This is a genomic window from Knoellia terrae (assembly GCF_048606435.1).
Taxonomy (GTDB): Bacteria; Actinomycetota; Actinomycetes; order Actinomycetales; family Dermatophilaceae; genus Knoellia; species Knoellia terrae.
The window spans coordinates 19,155-40,188 of sequence record NZ_JBMBWH010000008.1; the positions used below are offsets into that span (position 1 = coordinate 19,155).

A 21,034-nucleotide genomic window follows, 5' to 3' on the forward strand; every position below is an offset into this window, starting at 1 on the left:
GGTGCTCGACCGCTACCCCCGCGCCCCCCTCGGCCGCAGCCGCGTCGCTGTCCTCATGCATCGTCTCGACGGCCTCCTGCGCGACCCTCCGCCGGCCGCCCGCGTCGTGGACGACCCCGGTCCGTTCTTCCACGGCACCAGGGCCGAGCTGCGCCCGGGCGACCTGCTGACGCCGGGCCGACGGTCGAACTACGGTTCCCGGCGCCAGTCCAGGCACATCTACCTCACGGCCGGCCGCGACGGCGCGCCACTTGCGGCCGAGCTGGCCCGCGGCGAGGGGCGCGGGCGGGTCTACCGGGTCGAGCCGCTGGGCACCATCGAGGACGACCCGAACGTCACCGACAAGCGGTTCGCGGGGAACCCGACCCGGTCCTACCGGACCACCGAGCCGCTGCGGGTGGTCGAGGAGCTGACCGACTGGGTTCCTCCCTCACCAGAGCTGGTCCGGCACCTGAGGGCCCGACTGGGCGAGCTGGCCGAGCTCGGCATCGAAGCCATGGACGACTGAAGGACGGTTCGTGACCGGCGCCGTTGCCGCCGTCGAGCTCGGTGGATACGCTCCGCGCAGGCTCACACCCGTCGAGCACATCCTCTGGAGGACAGACAGTGCCCAGCAGCGACGCATGGCCCACCCTCGAGGAGCTCGGTCGGCACGAGGCCGAGCTCGTCCTTCCCCGCCTGAGCGAGCGGCTCGCCTACGAGCTCGGGAAGCGGGCGACGGACGCCGCCTGGCAGGACGAGCTCCCCATCGTGGTCGGCATCTGGCGCGGCCAGCACCAGCTCTTCCACAGTGCCCTGCCCGGGTCGAGCGCCGACAACGACGCGTGGCTGCAGCGCAAGGGTCGGGTCGTGACCCGCTTCGAGCACTCCTCGCTCTACATGGGGCAGCTCTGCCGCGACCTCGACACCACGCTCGCCGAGAAGTTCCTGCTGCCCGCGGACGAGTACGCGGCCGCGGGCGGCGCCTTCCCTCTCCGCACCCGCGACTCCGGGGTCGTGGGGTGGATCGGCGTGTCCGGCCTGCCACAGCGCGACGACCACGCCTTCGTCGTGCGCATCCTCGACGAGCATCTCGCCGCGACCCGCGACTGAGGGCACGAGGGAGAACCGACGCCGCCGGCGCTAGGCCGGAGCCCGGAACGACGCCGCGAGCGCGTCCACCGTCGTGGCGCGCTCCCGCAGGGCGATCCGGCGCAGGACCGGCGTGGCCGGCCGGTAGTGCCGGTAGGTCCGCATGCGGGCATGGTGCCGCAGGAGCGTGGTCTGGTCGTCCACCCGCTCCAGGGCGTACCCCGGCCATCCCTCGGCATGGCGCGTGCCGGACCGCGAGTCGTCCCACCAGTGGAAGAGCACCGTGTCGGGCGCCCGCAGCTCCACGATCTCGCCCGGCGTGGGCCCGAAGACCGTGTCGTCGACGAACGTGGTCCCCACCGCGGGCGGCCCGGTCGAGGTCTGGCGGGAGCCGCGGCGGATGCTGCCCTTGCGAGGCATCCAGGCGTCGTAGCCGTCCACGTCGACCAAGCGGGCGAAGACGTCCTCGATCGGCGCGTCGATGGTGCGTTCAAGGTCGAGCTCGACGTCTCCCATGGGACTCAGGATGCTCCGTGCCCCCGCGGTCTTGAACCACCCGTCGGGACCAGCCCGGGAACGGTCAGGACGTGGTGTCGGCCTCGCGGGCGCTCACGAAGGCGTCGACGCAGCGACGGACGTCCTCCTCCGAGTGCGCGGCGGACAGCTGCACCCGGATGCGTGCCTTCCCGCGCGGCACCACGGGGAACGAGAACGGGATGACGTAGACGCCGTCGGCGAGCATCCGGTCGGCGACCTCGGCCGCGACCCGGGCGCCGTCGTCGCCGGGGAACATCACCGGCGTGATCGGGTGCGACCCCGGGAGCAGCTCGAAGCCCGCCTCGGTCATCAGCTCGCGGAAGAGGGCAGTGTTGCGCTGCAACGTCTCTCGCGCCTCGCTCGAGGTGTCGACGAGCTCGAGGGCCTTGAGCGAGCCGGCCACCACTCCCGGCGCCACCGAGTTCGAGAAGAGGTAGGGCCGCGAGCGCTGGCGCAGCAGGTCGACGACCTCACGGTGCGAGGTGACGTAGCCACCGGACGCGCCGCCCAGCGCCTTGCCGAGCGTCCCCGTGACGATGTCGACGCGGTCCTGGACGCCGAACAGCTCCGGCGTCCCACGCCCGTTCGCCCCGACGAAGCCCACGGCGTGCGAGTCGTCGACGAGCACCATCGCCTCGAACTCGTCGGCCAGGTCGCAGATCTCGTCGAGCGGCGCGTAGAACCCGTCCATCGAGAAGACCCCGTCGGTGACGATGACCTTGCGCCGGGCTCCCGCCGACACCGCCGCCTCGAGCTGCGCGCGCAGGTCGGTCATGTCGGCGTTCCGGTAACGGTAGCGCTGGGCTTTGCTCAGCCGGATGCCGTCGATGATCGAGGCATGGTTGAGCTCGTCGCTGATGATCGCGTCGTCGGCGCCGAAGAGCACCTCGAAGACGCCGCCGTTGGCGTCGAAGCACGAGGAGTAGAGGATGGTCGACTCCATGCCGAGGAACTCGCTGAGCCGCCGCTCGAGCACCGAGTGCTGCGTCTGCGTGCCGCAGATGAAGCGCACCGACGCCATCCCGAAGCCCCACTCGTCGAGCGCCGCCTTCGACGCGTCGACGACGTCGGGGTGGTCCGCGAACCCGAGGTAGTTGTTGGCGCAGAAGTTCAGCGCCTCACCACCGCTCGTGCCGACGTGCGAGGACTGCGGCGTGGTCAGCTCACGCTCCCGCTTGTAGAGGCCGGCCGCCTCGATCTCGGCCAGCGTCGTGGCGAACTCGTCCTTCACGGTTCCGTACACGGCATACCTCTCGTTCGCGGGTGGCAGACACGACCGAGCGTATGCCGTCCAGCCACCTCGTCCGTGCTCCCCCCGAACGCTCAGCTCCAGTCGAGGACGACCTTGCCGCACCGGCCCGACCGGGCGACGTCGAACGCCTGCTGCCACTCCTCCGCGGGGAAGCGGTGGGTGATGACCGACTGCACCGACTCCCGCAACGCTGGGCTCGTCGCGAGCATCGAGCCCATGAGGTACCAGGTCTCGAACATCTCGCGGCCGTAGATCCCGCGGATGGTGATCATGTGCGTGATGACCCGCCCCCAGTCGATCGGGTAGGGGTCCTTGGGCAGGCCGAGCATCGCGACCCGGGCACCGTGGTTGAGGTTGGCGAGCATGTCCTCGACGGCAGGGGGCGCCCCGGACATCTCGAGCCCGATGTCGAAGCCCTCGAGCATGCCGAGCTGCCGCTGTGCCCAGGCGAGGTCCTCACCGCGACCGACGTTGACGCAGAGGTCAGCACCCGCACCCTTGGCCAGGGCCAGGCGCTCGTCGCTCAGGTCGGTGACGGCGATGCGGCGCGCCCCGGCGTGCCGGGCGATCGCGACGGCCATGACCCCGATCGGCCCGGCACCGGTGACGACGACGTCCTCCCCGATGACCGGCCACTGCAGGGCCGTGTGGGTGGCGTTGCCCAGCGGGTCGAAGATCGCGCCGAGGTCCGGGTCGAGGTCGGCCGGCTGGACCCAGGCGTTCATGGCGGGGATGACCACGAGGTCGGCGAAGGCGCCGTCGCGGTTGACGCCCACGCCGACGGTCTTGATGCAGAGGTGGCGCCGACCGGCGCGGCAGTTGCGGCAGCTGCCGCAGATGAGGTGGCCTTCCCCGGAGACCCGGTCGCCCACGGCGATGTGGTCGACGAGCGGACCCACCTCGACGACCTCGCCGTAGAACTCGTGCCCGATCGTCATGGGCGCGGTCACCACCGAGGCTGCCCAGTCGTCCCACTGCTCGAGGTGGAGGTCGGTGCCGCACAGGCCTGCTCGAAGCACCCGGATCTTGACGTCGGCCTCACCGCACTCCGGTTCGGGGACGTCGACCATCCGCAGTCCTGGTCCGGCTTCGGTCTTCACGAGGGCGCGCACGAGGGACATCATGCCGACCCCCGCGGGGTCAGCGCGTCAGGAGGTGCTTGCCGTAGCAGCGCACGAACGGCGAGTGCGCATAGTGGCCGAACGGCACGACCGGCCCGTAGCCGCTCGCCTCGTAGAGCGCCATCGCGTCGGGCTGCATGGTCCCCGTCTCGAGGACGAACCGCTCCACGCCCTCTGACCGCGCCGAGTCCTCCAGGTGGGCGAGCACCCGCCGTGCCACACCGCGCCCCCGCGCGACCGGCGTGACGAACATGCGCTTGATCTCGGCGACCGGGGCCCCCTCGAAGCGCTCGGCGAGGTCACGACGCCAGCGCCACCCGCCCATGCCGACGGGCTCGTCGTCGAGCAGGGCGAGCACGAAGCGCCCGTGCGGCGGGGTGAACTCGGTCGGGTCCACCGGCGACTCGTCCGGCGTGCCGTAGATGACGACGTAGTGCGACTGCACCTCGTCGACGAGCCGTTGCACCCTCTCGTCGACGAAGGGCGCATCGGTGAGGACGAGGGCTGGACGGTCGAACTCCACGCGGCCCATCCAACAACATGGGGCCGACCACGACGAATCCCACGGTGGCCCGCCGTCCATGACCGCTCGTCGCACCTCACCTGCCGCTCGTCGCCGGACCCGACGCCACCGGGCGAGGGTGCCCACCCGCCCGGCGAGAGGTGAGCGTGCAGGCGTGCGGACGGCATACCGGAGCACGGACAGTGTGGGTGAACCCGGACCCACGCCGGGACCGACAACTGGAGGTGCACCCGTGAGCAACGACGCTCGCACCCGTGGCGACGAGGACCCCTACGTCGCCATGCAGTCCACCGACGAGTTCCAGGCGCTGCGCAAGAAGTTCCGCGGCTTCGTCTTCCCCATGACGGCCTTCTTCCTCGTCTGGTACTTCGTCTACGTCCTGCTGTCGATCTTCGCGCCCGGCTTCATGGGCACCAAGGTCTTCGGCAACATCACCATCGGCCTGCTGTTCGGCCTCGGGCAGTTCGTCACGACCTTCGCGATCACGTTCATCTACGCCCGCTGGGCCAACCGTGAGCTCGACCCGCTCGCGGACGCCATCGGTGCCACCCTCGACGGCCAGAAGGAGCACTGAGACATGACCTCGCTCACCACCGAGGCGACCCAGGTCGGCTCCCCCACGCTGAACATCGCGATCTTCGCGGGCTTCGTGCTCGTCACGCTCGTCGTCATCATCAAACTGGCCAGCGGCAAGAAGAGCGCCGGCGAGTTCTACACCGCCAGCGGCGGCTTCTCCGGTCGCCAGAACGGTGTCGCCATCGCGGGTGACTACCTGTCCGCGGCGTCCTTCCTCGGGATCGCCGGCGCCATCGCGCTGCAGGGCTACGACGGCTTCCTCTACTCGATCGGCTTCCTCGTCGCGTGGCTCGTCGCCCTGCTGCTCGTCGCCGAGCTCATGCGCAACACCGGCCGCTTGACGATGGCCGACGTGCTGTCCTACCGCCTCAAGCAGCGTCCGGTGCGCATCGCGACCGCGACGTCCGTGCTCGCCGTGTCGTTCTTCTACCTGCTGGCCCAGATGGCCGGCGCCGGTGGCCTCGTCTCGCTGCTCCTCGGCGTCGAGGGCGAGGGTGCGCAGAACATCGTCATCGCCGTCGTCGGCCTGGTGATGATCGCCTACGTCCTCATCGGTGGCATGCGTGGCACGACCTGGGTGCAGATCATCAAGGCCGTCCTCCTCATCGCCGCCACGGCGATCATGACGGTCTGGGTGCTCGGCAAGTACGGCTTCAACCTCTCCGGGCTCTTCCAGGCCGCCATCGACAACAACCCCAAGGTCGGCGAGAAGCTCCTGGAGCCGGGCGTGAAGTACGGCGTCAACACGACGACGAAGATCGACTTCATCTCGCTCTCCCTTGCCCTCGTGCTCGGCACCGCCGGCCTCCCGCACGTGCTCCAGCGCTTCTACACGGTCCCGACGAGCAAGCAGGCCCGCAAGTCGGTCGAGTGGGCGATCTGGCTGATCGGTGGGTTCTACCTGCTCACGCTCGTCGTCGGCTACGGCGCCGGTGCGCTCGTCGGCGCCGACACGATCAACGCGGCTCCGGGCAAGGCCAACGCGGCCGCTCCCCTGCTCGCGTTCGAGCTCGGTGGCAGCCCGTTCCTCGGCATCGTCTCGGGCATCGCGTTCGCGACGATCCTCGCGGTCGTCGCCGGCCTGACGATCACGGCGAGTGCGACCTTCGCGCACGACATCTACAAGGAGGTCATCACGCGGGGGAAGTCGACGTCCGACCAAGAGGTCAGGGTGGCCCGGATCTCGGCCGTCGTCATCGGCCTCGTCGCCATCCTCGGTGGCATGTTCGCCAAGAGCCAGAACATCGCCTTCCTCGTGGCGCTGGCCTTCGCGGTGGCGGCCTCGGCGAACCTGCCGACGATCCTCTACTCGCTGTTCTGGAAGCGGTTCAACACCCGTGGTGCGCTGTGGTCCATCTACGGCGGCCTCATCTCGACCATCGGGCTGATCATCTTCAGCCCCGTCGTGTCGGGCAAGGCACCGCTGGTCGAGGGCGGCCCGAGCCCGTCGATGATCACCAACCCCGACATCGACTTCTCGTGGTTCCCGCTCGACAACCCCGGTCTCATCACCATCCCGCTGGCCTTCTTCCTCGGCTGGCTGGGCACCGTGACGAGCACCGAGTACAACGCACAGAAGTACGCCGAGATGGAGGTGCGCAGCCTCACCGGACACGGTGTGGCCAAGGCGCTCGACCACTGAGTCCCGTCTCTCGTGTGCCCCAGCGGAAGCCCTGGCTCCCGCTGGGGCACACGGCGTTGGGGCGTATGCCGCCCGCTCCCGACCGGTGTATCTGCGAGGCCGCTCGTGGCTCCTTCCTCCCGTGACCGGACCTGCCCGGTCGTCAGGTCAACCGAGGAGGCCGCTGAGGCGTCTCCCCGGTAGCCACACACCCACCCAGGAGGACACCATGAAAGGCACCACTCTCCGCCGCAGCGCCGCCGCCCTCGCCCTGGGCATCGCCGCCGCCACCGCACCCGCCGCCGTCGGCGCCTCGGGCGCCTCCGCCGCTCCCTACTGCGGCATCACCTGGGGCTCCCTCGCGAAGTCGTCGTCGGTGAGCACGTCCCCGGCCGTCACCGGCCTTCGCGCCGGGCGCCACGCCTGCTTCGACCGACTGGTCATCGACCACCGCGGGCGGGCGAGCGGCTACCACGTCAGCTACGTCTCGCAGATCACCCAGGACGGCTCCGGTTTCGTCGTGCCGGTCTCGGGCGGGGCCAAGTTGCAGGTCATCACGCACGGCACCCGCTACGCCCCCGCACCGGCGATGCCCAACGTGAGCGGCTACACGACCTTCCGCGACGTCAAGTGGGCCGGCTTCCACGAGGGCCAGTCGACCGTCGGTCTCGGCGTCCGCGCACGGCTGCCGTTCCGGGTCTTCACGATCAACGACACGGCGACCGGCACCAGCCGACTCGTCGTGGACGTCGCCCACCAGTGGTGAGCTGACCTCCGGGGTCAGCGAGCGGCGGCCTCGGCGCGAAGCTTCGCGGCGAGGTCGTCGTCCACGGTTTCGAAGAAGGAGCCGACGACGCCCTCGAGCTCGTCGACGCTCTCGGCACAGAACAGCACCGGCTGGTAGGCCGTGATGTCGTAGTTGAGCGTGCCCATGTCGGCCAGGTCGAGCGGCCGGTGCTCCATGTGCGTGAACTCGTCCATCTCACCGTAGCTGCTGAGGATCCCGGCGCCGTAGGCCTTGACCTCGCCGTGCTCGCGCATGATGCCGAACTCCATCGAGAACCAGAAGACGTCGGCGACGAACTTCATCGCCTCGTCGGTCTCGAGGCGCAGCGACGCCTGCCCGGCCGCCTCGGTGATCCGGGCGAACCGCGGTGACGCGAGCTGGTTCCCGTGGCCGATGACCTCGTGGATGATGTCCGGCTCGGGCGTGTAGAGCGGCTGGCTGCCGTGCCGGAGGTACTGCGTCGAGTTGAACGTCCGCCCCCCGAGGTCTCCGTAGAACTCGCGCAACGGCACCAGGCCCGGGGCGGCGACGTAGGTCCACCCGGTGAGGGGCTCGAGGAGTGCGCTGACCTCGTCCAGCTGCGGGACCTGCTCGGTGGGAAGCGTGAGCGCGTGCTTGGCCCGGAGGTACTCGCTGTGGGCGTACTTGTCGTGCTTGGGGGCGAGCTCGGAGCTGACGGTGCGCCAGATCTCGTGCTCGGCCTCGGTGTAGGCGATCTGCGGGATGGGCTCGCCACGCGTCCAGGACAGCGCGGCGCCGGCGATCTGGCCGCGTCGCGCGAGGTACTCGGGGTCGTTGCGCCCCGGGTGGTTCTCGCTCAGATGGACCTCGGCGGTCCCGTCCTCGCGCCGGGTCACCGGCGAGTACAGCTGGCCTTCTTCGAACATGGCCCACCTCCTTGTGGTCGTGTCCCTCTCAGGGAACCACCGCACCGGGCAGAACGGAACCGTTGTGCGACACGCTGGGCACAGAGTGCACGTTCCGCCCACCCCACTGCCCGGCATACCGGGCACTTTGCGCACTTGTCCGCCCGTGGCGTATGCCGTCCGCCCAGCCGCCCAGTCGCGGCACCACGAAGGGCTGGCCCGGCCGACGGACCCGCGGGCGCCGCTCGTCGCACCTCCGCCCACCGTCTGCCGCAGGGCACCCGCCTCCCGTCGACCCCGGTGCGACCCGGTGTTGATGCGCGGCCACGAACGCGGTTGGCTGGGTCCAGCGCCGCCATCCCCAACGACGAGGAGCCTGCTGTGACCGACGAGAACCTCTCCAGCCACCTGGCCGAGCTCGACCTCTCCCCCAGCGACGAGATCGCCTCGGGCGCCAACGGCACCGAGGACCTCTACGCCGAGGCCGACGCTGACTACGAGGCCTTCTGGGCGAAGCAGGCGCGCGAGCGCCTGACGTGGAGCAAGGACTTCGACACCACGCTCGACTGGAGCCAGGCCCCGTTCGCGAAGTGGTTCGTCGGCGGGGAGCTCAACGTCGCCCACAACTGCGTCGACCGGCACGTCGAGGCCGGCAACGGCGACCGCGTCGCCATCCACTTTGAGGGCGAGGGCGGCGACACCCGCACCATCACCTACGCCCAGCTCCAGGACGACGTGTGCCGCACGGCCAACGCGCTGACCGAGCTCGGCGTCACCAAGGGCGACCGGGTCGCGGTCTACCTGCCGATGATCCCCGAGGCGATCGCGACGCTGCTCGCCTGCGCCCGTCTCGGCGCTCCCCACTCGGTGATCTTCGGCGGCTTCTCCGCCGAGGCGCTGCGCACCCGCATCAACGACGCGGAGGCCAAGGTCGTCGTCACCGCCGACGGCCAGTGGCGGCGTGGCAAGGCCGCCCCGCTCAAGGCCGCCGTGGACGCGGCCCTCGAGGGTGACAGCACTCCGGTCGAGAAGGTGCTCGTCGTCCGGCGCACCGAGACCGACGTCGAGTGGACCGAGGGCCGGGACATCTGGTGGCACGACCTCGTCGACGGCCAGAGCACGGAGCACACGGCCGAGCCGATGGAGTCCGAGCACCCGCTCTTCATCCTCTACACCTCCGGGACCACGGGGAAGCCCAAGGGCATCTTCCACACGACGGCCGGCTACCTGGCCCAGGCGGCATACACGAACTCCGTCGTGCACGACGTGCACCCGGAGAGCGACGTCTACTGGTGCACCGCCGACATCGGCTGGGTCACCGGCCACTCCTACATCGTCTACGGGCCGCTGGCCAACGGTGCCACGCAGGTGCTCTACGAGGGCACGCCCGACACCCCGCACCAGGGTCGCTGGTGGGAGCTCATCGAGAAGTACAAGGTGTCGATCCTCTACACCGCGCCCACCGCGATCCGGACGTTCATGAAGTGGGGCGCCGACATCCCGGCGAAGTTCGACCTGTCCTCGATCCGCGTGCTCGGTTCGGTCGGTGAGCCGATCAACCCCGAGGCGTGGCTCTGGTACCGCAAGAACATCGGCGGCGACAGGGCCCCGATCGTCGACACCTGGTGGCAGACCGAGACCGGCGGGATCATGATCAGCCCGCTGCCCGGCGTCACCACCCTCGAGCCCGGCTCCGCGCAGCGCCCGATCCCCGGCATCAGCGCCGAGATCCTCGACGACGACGGCAAGCCGTTCACCGAGCCGGACAAGGTCGGCTACCTCGTGCTCACCAAGCCGTGGCCCGGGATGCTCCGCGGCATCTGGGGCGACCCGGAGCGCTACAGGGAGACGTACTGGAGCCGGTTCGGCGAGAAGTACTACTTCGCCGGCGACGGCGCCAAGTACGACCCGAAGGGCAACATCTGGCTCCTCGGCCGGGTCGACGACGTCATGAACGTCTCGGGTCACCGGCTGTCGACGGCCGAGATCGAGTCGGCCCTCGTGTCGCACCCGGCCGTCGCCGAGGCGGCCGTGGTCGGCGCGTCCGACGAGACGACCGGACAGGCCGTCGTCGCCTTCGCGATCCTGCGCTCGGAGTACGTCGAGCGTGCCGACGAGCAGGGCGAGGGCGCCGACCTCGTCAAGGAGCTGCGCGACCACGTGGCCAAGGAGATCGGCCCGATCGCCAAGCCGCGCTCGATCATGATCGTCGCGGAGCTGCCCAAGACCCGCTCCGGCAAGATCATGCGCCGCCTCCTCAAGGACGTGGCGGAGAACCGTGAGGTCGGCGACGTGACGACGCTGGCGGACTCCTCGGTCATGAGCCTCATCTCCGAAGGCATGAAGGCCCCGTCCGACTGATCGTGGCTCGCTGCTGCCGCACCTCGTGCCCCGGGACCACCGCACAGACCCGCAGACGGGCCCGCTGCGGTGGTCCTGGGCACGAGGTGCGGCGGTGGCGGCCGGTAGACTGACGCCAGGTGCGCCGGGAAGTCTGGTCGGCAACAACACAGTCGACCCCGGAAGGCCTTATGAGCCAGCCCAGCCCCTCCCGCGACCGGCTCTTCCGGCGGCCGTCGTGGCCCGAGGCCCAGGCCGTCACCCGCGCGCTGCGCACCGAGACCGTCGGCGGGGCGATCCTCCTCGTCGCGGCCGTCGCCGCGCTTCTCTGGGCGAACTCGCCCTGGCGTGAGGCGTATGCCGGCCTGCGCGACACCTCCGTGGGCTACGAGCCGTGGCACCTGGAGCTCACCCTCGGCCACTGGGCCGCGGACGGGCTGCTCGCCATCTTCTTCTTCGTGGCGGGGCTCGAGCTCAAGCGGGAGTTCCTCGTCGGCGACCTGCGCACGCCCGCCAAGGCCGCCGTGCCCGTCATCGCGGCCGTCGCCGGGGTCGTGGGCCCTGCCATCGTCTTCACGGTCACGGTGCTCGCGGCGGGCGGCAGCTCGTCCGACCTGCGCGGCTGGGCGATCCCGACCGCCACCGACATCGCCTTCGCGCTGGCCGTGCTCGCCGTCATCGGGTCGCACCTGCCTTCGGGCCTGCGCGCCTTCCTGCTCACCCTCGCGGTCGTCGACGACCTCATCGCCATCACCATCATCGCCATCTTCTACACCGAGGGCCTCGAGGTCCTCCCCCTCGTGCTGGCACTCGTCCCGCTCGGGGTGTTCGCGTTCCTCGTGCAGCGCCGGATCGTCCTCGTCTGGCTGCTCGTGCCGCTGGCCTTCACGACCTGGGCACTCGTCCACGCCTCCGGCATCCACGCCACCGTCGCCGGCGTGCTGCTCGGGCTCGTCGTGCCCGTCAAGCCACGGGCGTCGGTGCCGAGCATCTCGACGCTGCCGGCCGGGGTGGACGTGGCGCAGCGCTTCGAGCACCGGCTGCGTCCGCTGTCGGCCGGGTTCGCGGTGCCCGTCTTCGCCTTCTTCGCGTCGGGGGTGACGGTTCTCGGGGGCGGGCTCGGCGAGGCGGTGCGTGACCCGGTCGCGATCGGCATCGTCCTCGCACTCGTGCTCGGCAAGCTCGTCGGTGTCCTCGGCAGCACCTTCGTCATGGCGAAGTTCACCCGGGCCGAGCTCGACGACGACCTGGCCTGGAGCGACGTCGTGGGCCTGGCCCTGCTCACCGGCATCGGCTTCACCGTGTCACTGCTCGTCGGCGAGCTCGCCTTCGGTCTGGGGTCCGACCGCGACGAGCACGCCAAGCTGGCGATCATCACCGGGTCCGTGGTCGCCGCGATCCTGGCCTCGACGGTGCTGCGCCGTCGCAACGTGGTCTACCGCCGGATCCACCTCGAGGACCAGGTCGACGAGGACGCGGACGGAGTGCCCGACGTCTACGAGAAGCAGGCGCGTCAGGACGGGCCACATCCAGGGGCCTGACACTGGGTAAGGTCGAACCAAATCGCTTTGACCCCTCATGACCTGCGAAGGTGAGCGCATGACAACCCAGACCGGACCCGAGCGGACCGTCGGCCAGCTCGTCGCCGACGCCACCCACGACGTGCAGGGCATCATCCGCAGCGAGGTCGCGCTCGCCAAGGCCGAGGTCTCCTCGGGCGCCAAGGTGATGGGCAAGGGTGCCGGGCTGCTCGGCGGGGCCGCCTTCGTGGGCCTGCTCGGCCTCGTCTTCCTGTTCCACACCCTGGCGCGGGTCCTCGACATCTGGCTGCCGATCTCGGCGAGCTACGCCATCGTCACGCTGCTCCTCTTCGTCGTGGCCGCTGTCCTCGGGCTCCTCGGCAAGAAGGCCCTCGACAAGGCGAAGCCCGCTCCGTCGCGCGCCATCGCCGAGGCCAAGCAGACGGTCGCCACCCTCAAGTCCTGACGGGGCCCGTCAGCCGCGGTTGCGCATCCAGTCCGAGAGGACGTGCTCGGGGATCGGCCGCTGCACGCTCGGGTCCCACGGCTGTGCCAGGCCGGCGAGGTCGAGGACCGCACCGAGCAGCAGCGCGGTGAAGCCCCAGACGAAGAGGCCACTGGCCTCGAACCCGGGCCCGCTGTAGCCCGACGGGTGGACGACGGTGAAGCGTCGCGCCGGGTCGAGCAGCTCCGCCAGCGGGACCCGCTCGACCTGCTCCACCTCCGCCGGGTCGACGACCCTGACGGGCCCCGGCACCGGCCACCAGCCCAGGACCGGGGTGACCGCGTTGCCGCTCGGGGTGAGGAACAGCGGCGGCATCGAGCCGACGACGTCGACGCTCGAGGGCTCGATACCGACCTCCTCGTGCGCCTCGCGCAGGGCCGCCTCGACCGGTCCGGCGTCCGTGGGGTCGACCCGACCGCCGGGGAAGGACACCTGACCGGGGTGGGCGCGCAGGTCCCGCGAGCGCGCGGTCAGCACGACGTCGACCTCCCCGTCGTCGCCGGGGCCGGGGCCGAAGAGCATGAGCACGGCAGAGCGGCGTTCCGGGTCCACCGGAGGAGCGAAGATCTCGAAGGCGGCGGGCTGCTCCCGCTCGACCTCCGCCAGCACCCGCTCCATCCAGACGGGGCGAGGAGCCGTCACGCCGGCTCCTCGCGGCGCTCGCCCGGCAGCGGTCCCGGCGGCGGGTCGGGCAGCTCGGCGCCGGGCGCCAGCTCGTACTTGAGGAGCTTCATCGCGAGCTCGCGGTCGGTCTCGCCCTCGCCGTAGGACGGGCAGAGCCGGGCCACCGGGCACGCCCCACAGGCCGGTCTGCGGGCGTGGCACGTGCGGCGGCCGTGGAAGATGAGGACGTGGCTGAGCATGACCCAGTCCTTGCGCGGGAAGAGCGCCCCGACCTCGTGCTCGACCTTGACCGGGTCGGTCTCCTCGGTCCAGCCGAAGCGGCGGGCGAGCCTGCCGAAGTGGGTGTCGACGGTGATGCCGGGGATCCCGAAGGCGTTGCCGAGGACGACGTTGGCGGTCTTGCGCCCGACGCCCGGAAGGGTGACGAGGTCCGTGAGCCGTGGCGGCACCTCGCCGCCGAACCGGTCGACGAGGGCCTGGCCGAGCGTGATGACTGAGTTCGTCTTGGCGCGGAAGAAGCCGGTGGGCTTGAGCACCTCCTCCATCTGGGTCCGGTCGGCAGCGGCGAGCGCCTCGGCCGACGGCCACCGGGAGAACACCTCGGGCGTCACCTTGTTGACGGTGACGTCCGTCGTCTGGGCCGACAGCACGGTGGCGACGAGGAGCTGCAGCGGCGTCTCGAAGTCGAGCTCGGCGTGGGCATAGGGGTAGCGATCGACGAGCGCCCGGTAGATGCGGCGGGCCCGGCGCGTGCGCGCGACCGGTGACTCAGCGGCATACGCGAGTGGGGAGACAGGCACGTCGGCCAGACTACGGCGCGGCACCGACGGCCCCGCGGTGACTCCGGCGGCGGCGGGAGGCCGCATGGCACACTGTCGCCGTGGACCACGACGTCGTGCGCAAAGCCCCGCTCTTCGCTGCCCTCGATGACGAGCCGGCCGAGACCCTCATCGCCTCGATGACACTGCAGCACATGGAGCGCGGTGACGTGCTGTTCCACGAGGGCGACGCCGGCGACCGGCTCTACGTCATCGGCGAGGGCAAGATCAAGCTCGGCCGATCCTCCGCGGACGGCCGCGAGAACCTGCTCGCCATCCTCGGTCCGGGTGAGATGTTCGGCGAGCTGAGCCTGTTCGACCCGGGCTCCCGCACGGCCACGGCGACCGCCGTCGCCGAGACCCAGGTCGTCGGTCTGACCCACGAACAGCTCAAGGCCTTCCTCGCCGACCGTCCCGACGCCGCCTCCACGCTGCTGGCCGCGCTGGCCCGCCGGCTGCGCCGCACGAACGAGTCGCTGGCCGACCTCGTCTTCACCGACGTCCCCGGCCGCGTGGCCAAGGCCCTCATCGACCTCGCCGGTCGCTTCGGGCGGCCGGTCGACGGTGGCGTCATGGTCAGCCACGACCTCACCCAGGAGGAGCTCGCCCAGCTCGTCGGCGCCTCGCGCGAGACGGTCAACAAGGCGCTGGCCGACTTCGCCACCCGCGGCTGGCTGCGGCTCGAGGCGCGCGCCGTGCTCGTGCAGGACATGGAGCGCCTCCAGCGCCGAGCGCGCTGACCTGGTCGAGGCTCGACCTCAGTAGCGCACGCCGAGGTGGTCGAGCTGGGCGCGGATGCTCATCCGCGCCGCCGGCCAGACCTCACGCGGCACCTCGGCGTAGACCCTGGTGAGCACACCCTCGACCGGGTCGTCCTCCCCGGCCGCTCCGTCGAGCAGCGCCTGGCGCACCTGGTCGAGCCGCTCCCGGCGGTGCGTGCGGTAGTAGGCCACCATCGCCGACGCGTCCGGCACCACCGGACCGTGGCCGGGCAGGATCCCGGTCACCTCCCCGTTGCCGGTGAGGTCGGCGATCCGGTCCAACGACGAGAGGTATGCCGCCAGCTCACCGTCCGGGTGCGCCACCACCGTGGTGCCGCGACCCAGGACCGTGTCGCCGGTGAGCAGGGCGTGGTCGGCGGCGAGGGCGAAGGAGACCGAGTCGGAGGTGTGGCCGGGCGTGGCAACGACCCGCAGCTCGAGGCCTCCGGCGCGCAGGACGGCGCCGTCGGCGAGGTCGTCGTGGCCGCGTCCGACGGCACGGATGCGTGAGCCCGTGAGCTCGGCGAACCGCGGCGCGGCCTCGGCGTGGTCGTGGTGCCCGTGGGTGAGCACGGTCTCGGTGACGCGCGCGCCGGCATCGGCGACCACCCGGCATACCCGCTGCAGGTGACCCTCGTCGAGCGGGCCGGGGTCGATGACGATGACCTCGGCTGCGCCCGGCTCGAGCAGAACCCACGTGTTCGTGCCGTCGAGCGTCATGGGGCCGGGGTTCGGCGCGAGCACGCAGTGCGCCCGCGTCGTGACCTGCCCACCACTCCACGCCGTCTCACCCATACCCACCACCCTGCCACCCCCTGCTTCAGCACACCGCGCGGCAATGAGCCGAGCTGCCGCCGTGTCTGCACGGAACTGGGCCGAGGACGCGGAGACGTCGAGTCGCTTGCCGCGCACTGTGCACAGGCCTGTGGGTAACGCGACGGCCGGTGCGACCGGTGCGGGCACGCTTCGGAGGTGACGGTGGCGCTGACGATCGAACGGCACGGCGGTTGGTGCGCCTGGCGGGACCTGCGCGCCGTGCACTCTCGCCGAGCCATCGAACGCGGCCTGTCCGACGGCTCGGTGATCAGGGTGGCGCGTAACCGCTACACGCTGCCGACCACCGTCGAGGCCACCCGCGAGGCGATCCGGATCGGTGGCACGGTGAGCCACCTCAGCGCAGCCCTTCTGCATGGCTGGCCGATCAAGACGGTCCCTGACCGGACCTGGGTCACCGTGCCGCGACGTCGAGGGGCACTGCGCATCGAGGTCGGACCGGTGCATCTTCACCACGGCGACCTGACGAGTCCCGAGCGCAAGCGTCGGGTGACCACTCCGCTGCGTACGGTGCTGGACTGTGCCCGCAGGTTGCCGTTCGACGAGGCACTCGCCGTCGCCGACTCGGCCCTGCGCTCCGGGAAGGTCGGCCGGACCGAGCTGCGTGAGGCTGCGCAGATGACCCGCGGACCGGGGTCGATCGGAGTCCGGCGAGTGGCGGCTCATGCGCACCGAGGCGCTGCCAACCCCTTGGAGTCGGTACTGAGGGCACTGACCATCGAGGTGGGGTTGGTGATGACGCCGCAGCTACAGGTGGCCGAGTCAGGGATGTACGCCACGGTGGACCTCGGCGACGAGAAGCTGCGGCTCATCATCGAGGCCGAGGGCTACGGGACCCACGGGACGCGCAAGGGGCTGCGCCGCGACTGCCGACGGCACACCGAGTTCGCCGTGTTCGGCTGGACCTCGCTGCGCTATGCCTACGAGGACGCGATGTTCGAGCAGGAGTGGGTCCGCTGGACTCTCACGTCGTGGGTCGACGTCAGGTGCGGCCGACCGCCCGGACGGCCACCGCGCCGCTCACACTGATCACGTCGCGCGGCAAACCACCTGCCCGGCCCGGGGTACAGACCTCACCGGCGCACGAACCCGATTGAGGGGGTCGGCATTGCCGCGCACTGTGCCGGCTCTGGCTCCTGGGTGACGTCAGGGGAGGTCGGAGCGCATGACGAGCCGGTCGCCGAGGTCGACGAGGACGGGCTCGATGGTCGTGATCGCCGGCCGGTCGGCGAGGAAGTCCGCCACCGTCGCGAACTCGGCCAGCTGCTCCAGCGCGACCACCGTCGGCGGCAGCATCACCGCCCGACCCTCGGCGTATGCCGTGAGGAGACTCCGCGGGAGGACCCACGCGTCGTGGTCGGTCTCGCCAGAGGCCCCCAACGGGCTCTGGCCCTCGGGCATCGCGGCCGCGAAGAACCAGGTGTCGTAGCGGCGCTTCTCGAAAGGTGGGGTGACCCAGTGCGCGCGGACGACGAGGTCCGCGGCAGCAAGACGGAGGCCGCACTCCTCCTCGACCTCGCGCACCGCAGCGGCGACCAAGGGCGTCGCCGCGGCCACGTCCAGCCCCATCCGGTCGGCGAGGCCCGCGACGGCGTCCGGGTCGAGCTCGGCGGTGGCGTCCTCGGCGTCGACGCCGCCTCCGGGGAAGACGTACATGGACGGCGCGAAGTCCATCGTCGGCACCCGACGCTGGACGAAGACCGACGGCCCCTCCGGGGTGTCCCGGACGACGAGCACGGTCGCGGCACCCCGCGGCACCAGCCCGTCATGGGGCTCGGCAAGCCAGGCGCGAGCGGTCTCCTCCCACGACGCCGAGCGCGGGGCAGCGAACTCGCGCACCGGCATACGGTCGCCTCAGTCGGCGACGTGGACGATGACCTCGACCTCGACGGGTGCGTCGAGGGGGAGGACGGCGACACCGACGGCGGACCGGGCGTGGACGCCCTTGTCACCGAAGGCGTGGCCGAACAGCTCGCTGGCGCCGTTGACGACACCCGGCTGGCCGGTGAACGCCGGGTCGGAGGCGACGAAGCCCACGACCTTGACGACCCGCTCGATCCGGTCGAGGTCACCGACGACGGACTTCACCGCGGCGATGGCGTTGAGGGCGCAGATCTGGGCGAGCTCCTTGGCGCGCTCGGGCGTGACGTGGCCCTCGCCCTCGCCCACCTTGCCCGTGTCGGCGAGCGAGCCGGACACCATCGGCAGCTGACCGGAGGTGAAGACCCGCGACCCGTCCTGCACGGCCGGGACGTAGGCCGCCACGGGCGCCGCGACCTCGGGCACCGTGAGGCCGAGCTCGGCGAGGCGGTCCTCGACCGCGCCCATCGTCAGGCTCCCCTCGGACGCTTGAAATAGGCCACGAGACCGTTGCCGTCCGGACCGGTGAGGACCTGGACGAGCTCCCAGCCGTCCTCGCCCCACTGGTCGAGGATCTGCTTGGTCGCGTGGATCATGAGCGGCACCGTCGCGTACTCCCACTTCTGCATGCCGACCACCCTAGTGCGACCGGCACGTACGCTTCACCCGTGCCCTCCCCTGCCGTCGCCGACCTCGCGTCGGCCCGACTCCACATCGTCACCGGCAAGGGCGGGGTCGGAAAGACGACCGTCGCCGCGTCGCTCGCCCTGGCTCTGGCCACCACGGGGAAGCGCGTCCTCGTCATCGAGGTCGAGGGACGCCAGGGGCTGTCGCAGACCTTCGACGTCCCGCCGCTCGGCACCGAGGAGGTCCGGCTCGTCCAGCACCACAGCGGCGGCGAGCTCTGGGGGCTGTCGGTCGACGCCAAGGCCGCGCTGCTGGAGTACCTCCAGCTCTTCTACAAGCTCGGCCGCGCCGGGTCGGCCCTCGAGAAGGTCGGCGCCATCGACTTCGCCACCACCATCGCCCCCGGCGTGCGCGACGTTCTGCTCACGGGCAAGGTCTACGAGGCCGCCGGGCGTCCCCGAGGTGGTCGCGGGTCGAAGCAGAAGGCCCTGCACTACGACGCGCTCGTGCTCGACGCCCCGCCGACCGGCCGGGCGGTGCGCTTCCTCAACGTCAACGCCGGCCTGGCCGACGTCGCCAAGGTGGGGCCGATCCGCTCCCAGGCCGACTCGATCACGAGCATGCTCCGCGACCGGCGCACGCTCGTGCACATGGTGACCCTGCTCGAGGAGATGCCGGTCCAGGAGAGCCTCGACGGGCTGCGTGACCTTGCCGACGCCCAGCTCCACCTCGGCGCGATCATCGTCAACCAGATCCGCGAGCCCTACCTCTCCCCCACCCACCTCGAGGTGCTCGCCCATGGTGACGACGAGCTCGACGAGACGCTGCGCGAGCAGCTCACGGCTGCCGGGCTGCGACCGACCAACCCCATGGTCACCGGCCTGATGAGAGAGGGCCGTGACCACGCCCAGCGACTCGCCCTCCAGGAGGCGATGGCCGCGGAGATCGCCGATGCCGGACGCCCGGTCCTCGAGCTGCCCGCCCTCACCGGCGGCGTCGAGGACGGCGGCATCGGTGTGCTGGCCGACGAGCTGCTCGAGCAGGGAGTCGCCTGATGGCCGCGCGCAAGGAGGCCGAGCACCCCCGGCTCGAGGTCGACGACCTCCTCGCCGACCCCGGGGTCGGCATCATCGTCTGCTGCGGCTCGGGCGGGGTCGGAAAGACGACGACGGCGGCCGCCCTCGGGATCCGCGCCGCCGAGTCCGGACGCAAGGTCGTCGTCCTCACCATCGACCCCGCCCGCCGGCTGGCCCAGGCCCTGGGCCTCACCGAGCTGGACAACACCCCGCGCCCGGTCGCGGGAGTCGACCTGGCTGCCGGTGGCTCCCTCGACGCGATGATGCTCGACATGAAGCGGACCTTCGACGAGGTCGTCGAGACGCACGCGACACCCGAGAAGGCCGAGCAGATCCTCGCCAACCCCTTCTACCAGGCCGTCTCCAGCTCGTTCGCGGGCACGCAGGAGTACATGGCCATGGAGAAGCTCGGGCAGCTGCGCTCCCAGGCCGACGCCGACGGCCGGTGGGACCTCATCGTCGTCGACACCCCGCCGTCGCGCTCCGCCCTGGACTTCCTCGACGCCCCGAAGCGGCTCGGCTCCTTCCTCGACGGCCGCTTCGTCCGGCTGCTCATGGCGCCGGCCAAGGCCGGGGGCCGTGCCTACCTCAAGGTCTTCAGCGTCGGCGTCGACCTCGCCCAGCGCACCGTCAGCCGGGTGCTCGGCGGTCAGCTGCTCATGGACGTGCAGACGTTCGTCGCGGCGCTCGACACGATGTTCGGCGGGTTCCGCGAGCGCGCCGACGTCACCTACGCGCTGCTCAAGGAGGACACGACGGCCTTCGTCGTCGTCGCCTCCCCGGACCGCGACGCGCTGCGCGAAGCAGCCTTCTTCGTGGACCGGCTCGGTGCGGAGCGTATGCCTCTCGCCGGGGTCGTCGTGAACCGTCTCCAGGCGCTCGGGGCCAGTGCCCTCTCGGCCTCCCGCGCCGAGGACGGCGTCGAGCAGCTCCTCGAGTCCGGCCGCGGCGAGACGCTCACGGCCGGGCTGTTGGCGCTCCACGCCGACCTCGCCTCGACGGCCGCGCGCCAGCACGCCGTGGTCTCCCGGTTCGCGAGGTCGCACCCCGACGTGCCGATGGCCTCGGTGGCCGCGTCGGCCACCGACATCCACGACCTCGACGGACTCCGTGCGGTGGGCGGGCTGCTCGCCGGCTGACCGGCACACCCCGTGGTCCGGTACGGACCGTCCCGTCGAGCCGGCATTCGCCCGGAGCGGATCACGGACGTATGCCGGAGTGGGCGGACCGAGCCGGAGCTCAGCCCTGCGGGCGCCCCATGGACTTGCTGAGGACGCCCCGCCAGGAGCGGACGTCGGGGTGGCGACGCAGGAGCGCACGGCGCTCGCGCTCCGTCATGCCGCCCCACACACCGAACTCGGTCCGGTTGTCGAGGGCGTCGGACAGGCAGTCGAGCGCGACGGGGCATCCGCGGCACACGACCTTGGCCGCGCGCTGTTCCTTGCCCTGGACGAAGAGCGCGTCCGGGTCGGTGCCGACGCAGGTTCCACGAGTGGACCAGTCGGACGTACCCTGGTTGAGGGTGATGCTGGCAGGTGCTGTGATCGTCATGCGAACTGTCCCTTGAGAAGACCATTCCCTCCCGAATGGCGCTAAGGGAAAACTAGGCAGTAGCCAAAATCGCCACCATGACGAAAATGGGACTAGTTATGTGGCTCTTAGTGACTAGTTCCAGGCTGGGCCGAGCACGCGCAGGGCCGTGCACCCGGGCGTGG

24 protein-coding genes are annotated in these 21,034 nt (G+C 71.0%); 12 read left to right on the top strand and 12 right to left on the bottom strand.

Going from position 1 to position 21,034, the window contains the following annotated elements; genetic code table 11:
• Positions 1 to 55 precede the first annotated feature (55 nt).
• A complete protein-coding gene (gene arr / locus ACOJV9_RS11925) occupies positions 56 to 508 on the top strand; it encodes an NAD(+)--rifampin ADP-ribosyltransferase (protein WP_420185580.1) in 453 nt (150 codons plus the stop codon).
• Between the two features lie 98 nt (positions 509 to 606).
• On the top strand, positions 607 to 1,092 hold the full coding sequence (locus ACOJV9_RS11930; RefSeq protein WP_420185440.1) for a heme-degrading domain-containing protein: 486 nt from the start codon (positions 607 to 609) through the stop codon (positions 1,090 to 1,092).
• A 30-nt stretch (positions 1,093 to 1,122) separates the two neighbouring features.
• On the opposite strand, the gene ACOJV9_RS11935 is transcribed toward ACOJV9_RS11930, so the two are convergent.
• From ACOJV9_RS11935 to ACOJV9_RS11950, 4 genes are all read right to left on the bottom strand, one after another.
• A complete protein-coding gene (locus ACOJV9_RS11935) occupies positions 1,123 to 1,587 on the bottom strand; it encodes an SRPBCC family protein (protein WP_420185441.1) in 465 nt (154 codons plus the stop codon).
• Between the two features lie 64 nt (positions 1,588 to 1,651).
• Positions 1,652 to 2,851, bottom strand: a complete 1,200-nt coding sequence (locus ACOJV9_RS11940; protein WP_420185442.1) for a glycine C-acetyltransferase — start codon at positions 2,849 to 2,851, stop codon at positions 1,652 to 1,654.
• A gap of 80 nt (positions 2,852 to 2,931) precedes the next feature.
• On the bottom strand, positions 2,932 to 3,972 hold the full coding sequence (gene tdh / locus ACOJV9_RS11945) for an L-threonine 3-dehydrogenase (RefSeq protein WP_420185443.1): 1,041 nt from the start codon (positions 3,970 to 3,972) through the stop codon (positions 2,932 to 2,934).
• 28 nt (positions 3,973 to 4,000) lie between these two features.
• Positions 4,001 to 4,504, bottom strand: a complete 504-nt coding sequence (locus ACOJV9_RS11950; RefSeq protein WP_420185444.1) for a GNAT family N-acetyltransferase — start codon at positions 4,502 to 4,504, stop codon at positions 4,001 to 4,003.
• Positions 4,505 to 4,736: 232 nt separating this feature from the next.
• Here ACOJV9_RS11950 and ACOJV9_RS11955 point away from each other — a divergent pair, with 232 nt between their 5' ends.
• From ACOJV9_RS11955 to ACOJV9_RS11965, 3 genes are all read left to right on the top strand, one after another.
• Entirely contained in the window at positions 4,737 to 5,078 is a 342-nt protein-coding gene (locus ACOJV9_RS11955; protein ID WP_420185445.1) for a DUF485 domain-containing protein, read from the top strand.
• Between the two features lie 3 nt (positions 5,079 to 5,081).
• Complete coding sequence (locus ACOJV9_RS11960; RefSeq protein WP_420185446.1) at positions 5,082 to 6,722, top strand: solute symporter family protein; 1,641 nt, start codon at positions 5,082 to 5,084, stop codon at positions 6,720 to 6,722.
• A 208-nt stretch (positions 6,723 to 6,930) separates the two neighbouring features.
• Positions 6,931 to 7,467 (top strand): AMIN-like domain-containing (lipo)protein, encoded by a 537-nt coding sequence (locus tag ACOJV9_RS11965; RefSeq protein WP_420185447.1) that lies wholly within the window; start codon positions 6,931 to 6,933, stop codon positions 7,465 to 7,467.
• A gap of 14 nt (positions 7,468 to 7,481) precedes the next feature.
• On the opposite strand, the gene ACOJV9_RS11970 is transcribed toward ACOJV9_RS11965, so the two are convergent.
• Positions 7,482 to 8,375: a phenylalanine 4-monooxygenase gene (locus ACOJV9_RS11970; RefSeq protein ID WP_420185448.1), complete on the bottom strand. Its 894-nt coding sequence runs from the start codon at positions 8,373 to 8,375 to the stop codon at positions 7,482 to 7,484.
• A 360-nt stretch (positions 8,376 to 8,735) separates the two neighbouring features.
• Between ACOJV9_RS11970 and acs the strand changes: the two genes are divergently transcribed.
• From acs to ACOJV9_RS11985, 3 genes are all read left to right on the top strand, one after another.
• Positions 8,736 to 10,715, top strand: a complete 1,980-nt coding sequence (gene acs, locus ACOJV9_RS11975; RefSeq protein ID WP_420185449.1) for an acetate--CoA ligase — start codon at positions 8,736 to 8,738, stop codon at positions 10,713 to 10,715.
• A 170-nt stretch (positions 10,716 to 10,885) separates the two neighbouring features.
• Positions 10,886 to 12,235, top strand: coding sequence for a Na+/H+ antiporter NhaA (nhaA, locus tag ACOJV9_RS11980; RefSeq protein WP_420185450.1), 1,350 nt, complete (start codon positions 10,886 to 10,888; stop codon positions 12,233 to 12,235).
• 58 nt (positions 12,236 to 12,293) lie between these two features.
• Positions 12,294 to 12,680 carry a phage holin family protein gene (locus tag ACOJV9_RS11985; RefSeq protein WP_420185451.1) on the top strand — a complete coding sequence of 129 codons (387 nt, stop codon included), beginning with the start codon at positions 12,294 to 12,296 and terminating at the stop codon, positions 12,678 to 12,680.
• Positions 12,681 to 12,689: 9 nt separating this feature from the next.
• On the opposite strand, the gene ACOJV9_RS11990 is transcribed toward ACOJV9_RS11985, so the two are convergent.
• Together ACOJV9_RS11990 and nth are read right to left on the bottom strand one after the other, a co-directional pair.
• On the bottom strand, positions 12,690 to 13,361 hold the full coding sequence (locus ACOJV9_RS11990) for an NUDIX hydrolase (protein ID WP_420185452.1): 672 nt from the start codon (positions 13,359 to 13,361) through the stop codon (positions 12,690 to 12,692).
• Positions 13,358 to 14,209, bottom strand: a complete 852-nt coding sequence (nth, locus tag ACOJV9_RS11995; protein ID WP_420185453.1) for an endonuclease III — start codon at positions 14,207 to 14,209, stop codon at positions 13,358 to 13,360. The genes ACOJV9_RS11990 and nth overlap by 4 nt, the downstream gene beginning before the upstream one ends.
• Positions 14,210 to 14,223: 14 nt before the next feature.
• Here nth and ACOJV9_RS12000 point away from each other — a divergent pair, with 14 nt between their 5' ends.
• Positions 14,224 to 14,901: a Crp/Fnr family transcriptional regulator gene (locus tag ACOJV9_RS12000; RefSeq protein WP_420185454.1), complete on the top strand. Its 678-nt coding sequence runs from the start codon at positions 14,224 to 14,226 to the stop codon at positions 14,899 to 14,901.
• A gap of 18 nt (positions 14,902 to 14,919) precedes the next feature.
• On the opposite strand, the gene ACOJV9_RS12005 is transcribed toward ACOJV9_RS12000, so the two are convergent.
• Positions 14,920 to 15,717 carry an MBL fold metallo-hydrolase gene (locus ACOJV9_RS12005; protein ID WP_420185455.1) on the bottom strand — a complete coding sequence of 266 codons (798 nt, stop codon included), beginning with the start codon at positions 15,715 to 15,717 and terminating at the stop codon, positions 14,920 to 14,922.
• Between the two features lie 177 nt (positions 15,718 to 15,894).
• Here ACOJV9_RS12005 and ACOJV9_RS12010 point away from each other — a divergent pair, with 177 nt between their 5' ends.
• Entirely contained in the window at positions 15,895 to 16,785 is an 891-nt protein-coding gene (locus tag ACOJV9_RS12010; protein ID WP_420185456.1) for a hypothetical protein, read from the top strand.
• Positions 16,786 to 16,902: 117 nt separating this feature from the next.
• Here the strand turns inward: ACOJV9_RS12010 and ACOJV9_RS12015 are convergent, their stop codons facing one another.
• The 3 genes from ACOJV9_RS12015 to ACOJV9_RS12025 are packed head-to-tail and all read right to left on the bottom strand — an operon-like array spanning position 16,903 to position 18,245.
• A complete protein-coding gene (locus ACOJV9_RS12015; protein WP_420185457.1) occupies positions 16,903 to 17,595 on the bottom strand; it encodes an NUDIX hydrolase in 693 nt (230 codons plus the stop codon).
• Between the two features lie 15 nt (positions 17,596 to 17,610).
• Positions 17,611 to 18,084, bottom strand: coding sequence for a RidA family protein (locus ACOJV9_RS12020; RefSeq protein ID WP_420185458.1), 474 nt, complete (start codon positions 18,082 to 18,084; stop codon positions 17,611 to 17,613).
• Positions 18,085 to 18,086: 2 nt separating this feature from the next.
• Complete coding sequence (locus tag ACOJV9_RS12025) at positions 18,087 to 18,245, bottom strand: Sp36 family protein (RefSeq protein WP_156996655.1); 159 nt, start codon at positions 18,243 to 18,245, stop codon at positions 18,087 to 18,089.
• Positions 18,246 to 18,284: 39 nt separating this feature from the next.
• On the opposite strand from ACOJV9_RS12025, the gene bagA reads away from it, so the two are divergent.
• Together bagA and bagB are read left to right on the top strand one after the other, a co-directional pair.
• On the top strand, positions 18,285 to 19,298 hold the full coding sequence (gene bagA / locus ACOJV9_RS12030; protein WP_420185459.1) for an ATPase BagA: 1,014 nt from the start codon (positions 18,285 to 18,287) through the stop codon (positions 19,296 to 19,298).
• Entirely contained in the window at positions 19,298 to 20,458 is a 1,161-nt protein-coding gene (bagB, locus tag ACOJV9_RS12035) for an ArsA family ATPase (protein WP_420185460.1), read from the top strand. Before bagA ends, bagB begins: the two co-directional genes overlap by 1 nt.
• Before the next feature lie 100 nt (positions 20,459 to 20,558).
• Here the strand turns inward: bagB and ACOJV9_RS12040 are convergent, their stop codons facing one another.
• Complete coding sequence (locus tag ACOJV9_RS12040; RefSeq protein WP_420185461.1) at positions 20,559 to 20,870, bottom strand: WhiB family transcriptional regulator; 312 nt, start codon at positions 20,868 to 20,870, stop codon at positions 20,559 to 20,561.
• Between the last annotated feature and the right edge of the window lie 164 nt (positions 20,871 to 21,034).

Bases quoted from the DNA above. Each gene is read 5' to 3' on its own strand.
- arr (WP_420185580.1), top strand. From the start codon at position 56: ATGCATCGTCTCGACGGCCTCCTGCGCGACCCTCCGCCGGCCGCCCGC.
- ACOJV9_RS11970 (WP_420185448.1), bottom strand. From the start codon at position 8,375: ATGTTCGAAGAAGGCCAGCTGTACTCGCCGGTGACCCGGCGCGAGGAC.
- bagB (WP_420185460.1), top strand. From the start codon at position 19,298: ATGGCCGCGCGCAAGGAGGCCGAGCACCCCCGGCTCGAGGTCGACGAC.
- ACOJV9_RS12040 (WP_420185461.1), bottom strand. From the start codon at position 20,870: ATGACGATCACAGCACCTGCCAGCATCACCCTCAACCAGGGTACGTCC.
- ACOJV9_RS11985 (WP_420185451.1), top strand. From the start codon at position 12,294: ATGACAACCCAGACCGGACCCGAGCGGACCGTCGGCCAGCTCGTCGCC.
- nhaA (WP_420185450.1), top strand. From the start codon at position 10,886: ATGAGCCAGCCCAGCCCCTCCCGCGACCGGCTCTTCCGGCGGCCGTCG.
- ACOJV9_RS12020 (WP_420185458.1), bottom strand. From the start codon at position 18,084: ATGGGCGCGGTCGAGGACCGCCTCGCCGAGCTCGGCCTCACGGTGCCC.
- ACOJV9_RS12005 (WP_420185455.1), bottom strand. From the start codon at position 15,717: ATGGGTGAGACGGCGTGGAGTGGTGGGCAGGTCACGACGCGGGCGCAC.
- ACOJV9_RS11960 (WP_420185446.1), top strand. From the start codon at position 5,082: ATGACCTCGCTCACCACCGAGGCGACCCAGGTCGGCTCCCCCACGCTG.
- nth (WP_420185453.1), bottom strand. From the start codon at position 14,209: ATGCGGCCTCCCGCCGCCGCCGGAGTCACCGCGGGGCCGTCGGTGCCG.
- ACOJV9_RS11965 (WP_420185447.1), top strand. From the start codon at position 6,931: ATGAAAGGCACCACTCTCCGCCGCAGCGCCGCCGCCCTCGCCCTGGGC.
- ACOJV9_RS12025 (WP_156996655.1), bottom strand. From the start codon at position 18,245: ATGCAGAAGTGGGAGTACGCGACGGTGCCGCTCATGATCCACGCGACC.
- ACOJV9_RS11935 (WP_420185441.1), bottom strand. From the start codon at position 1,587: ATGGGAGACGTCGAGCTCGACCTTGAACGCACCATCGACGCGCCGATC.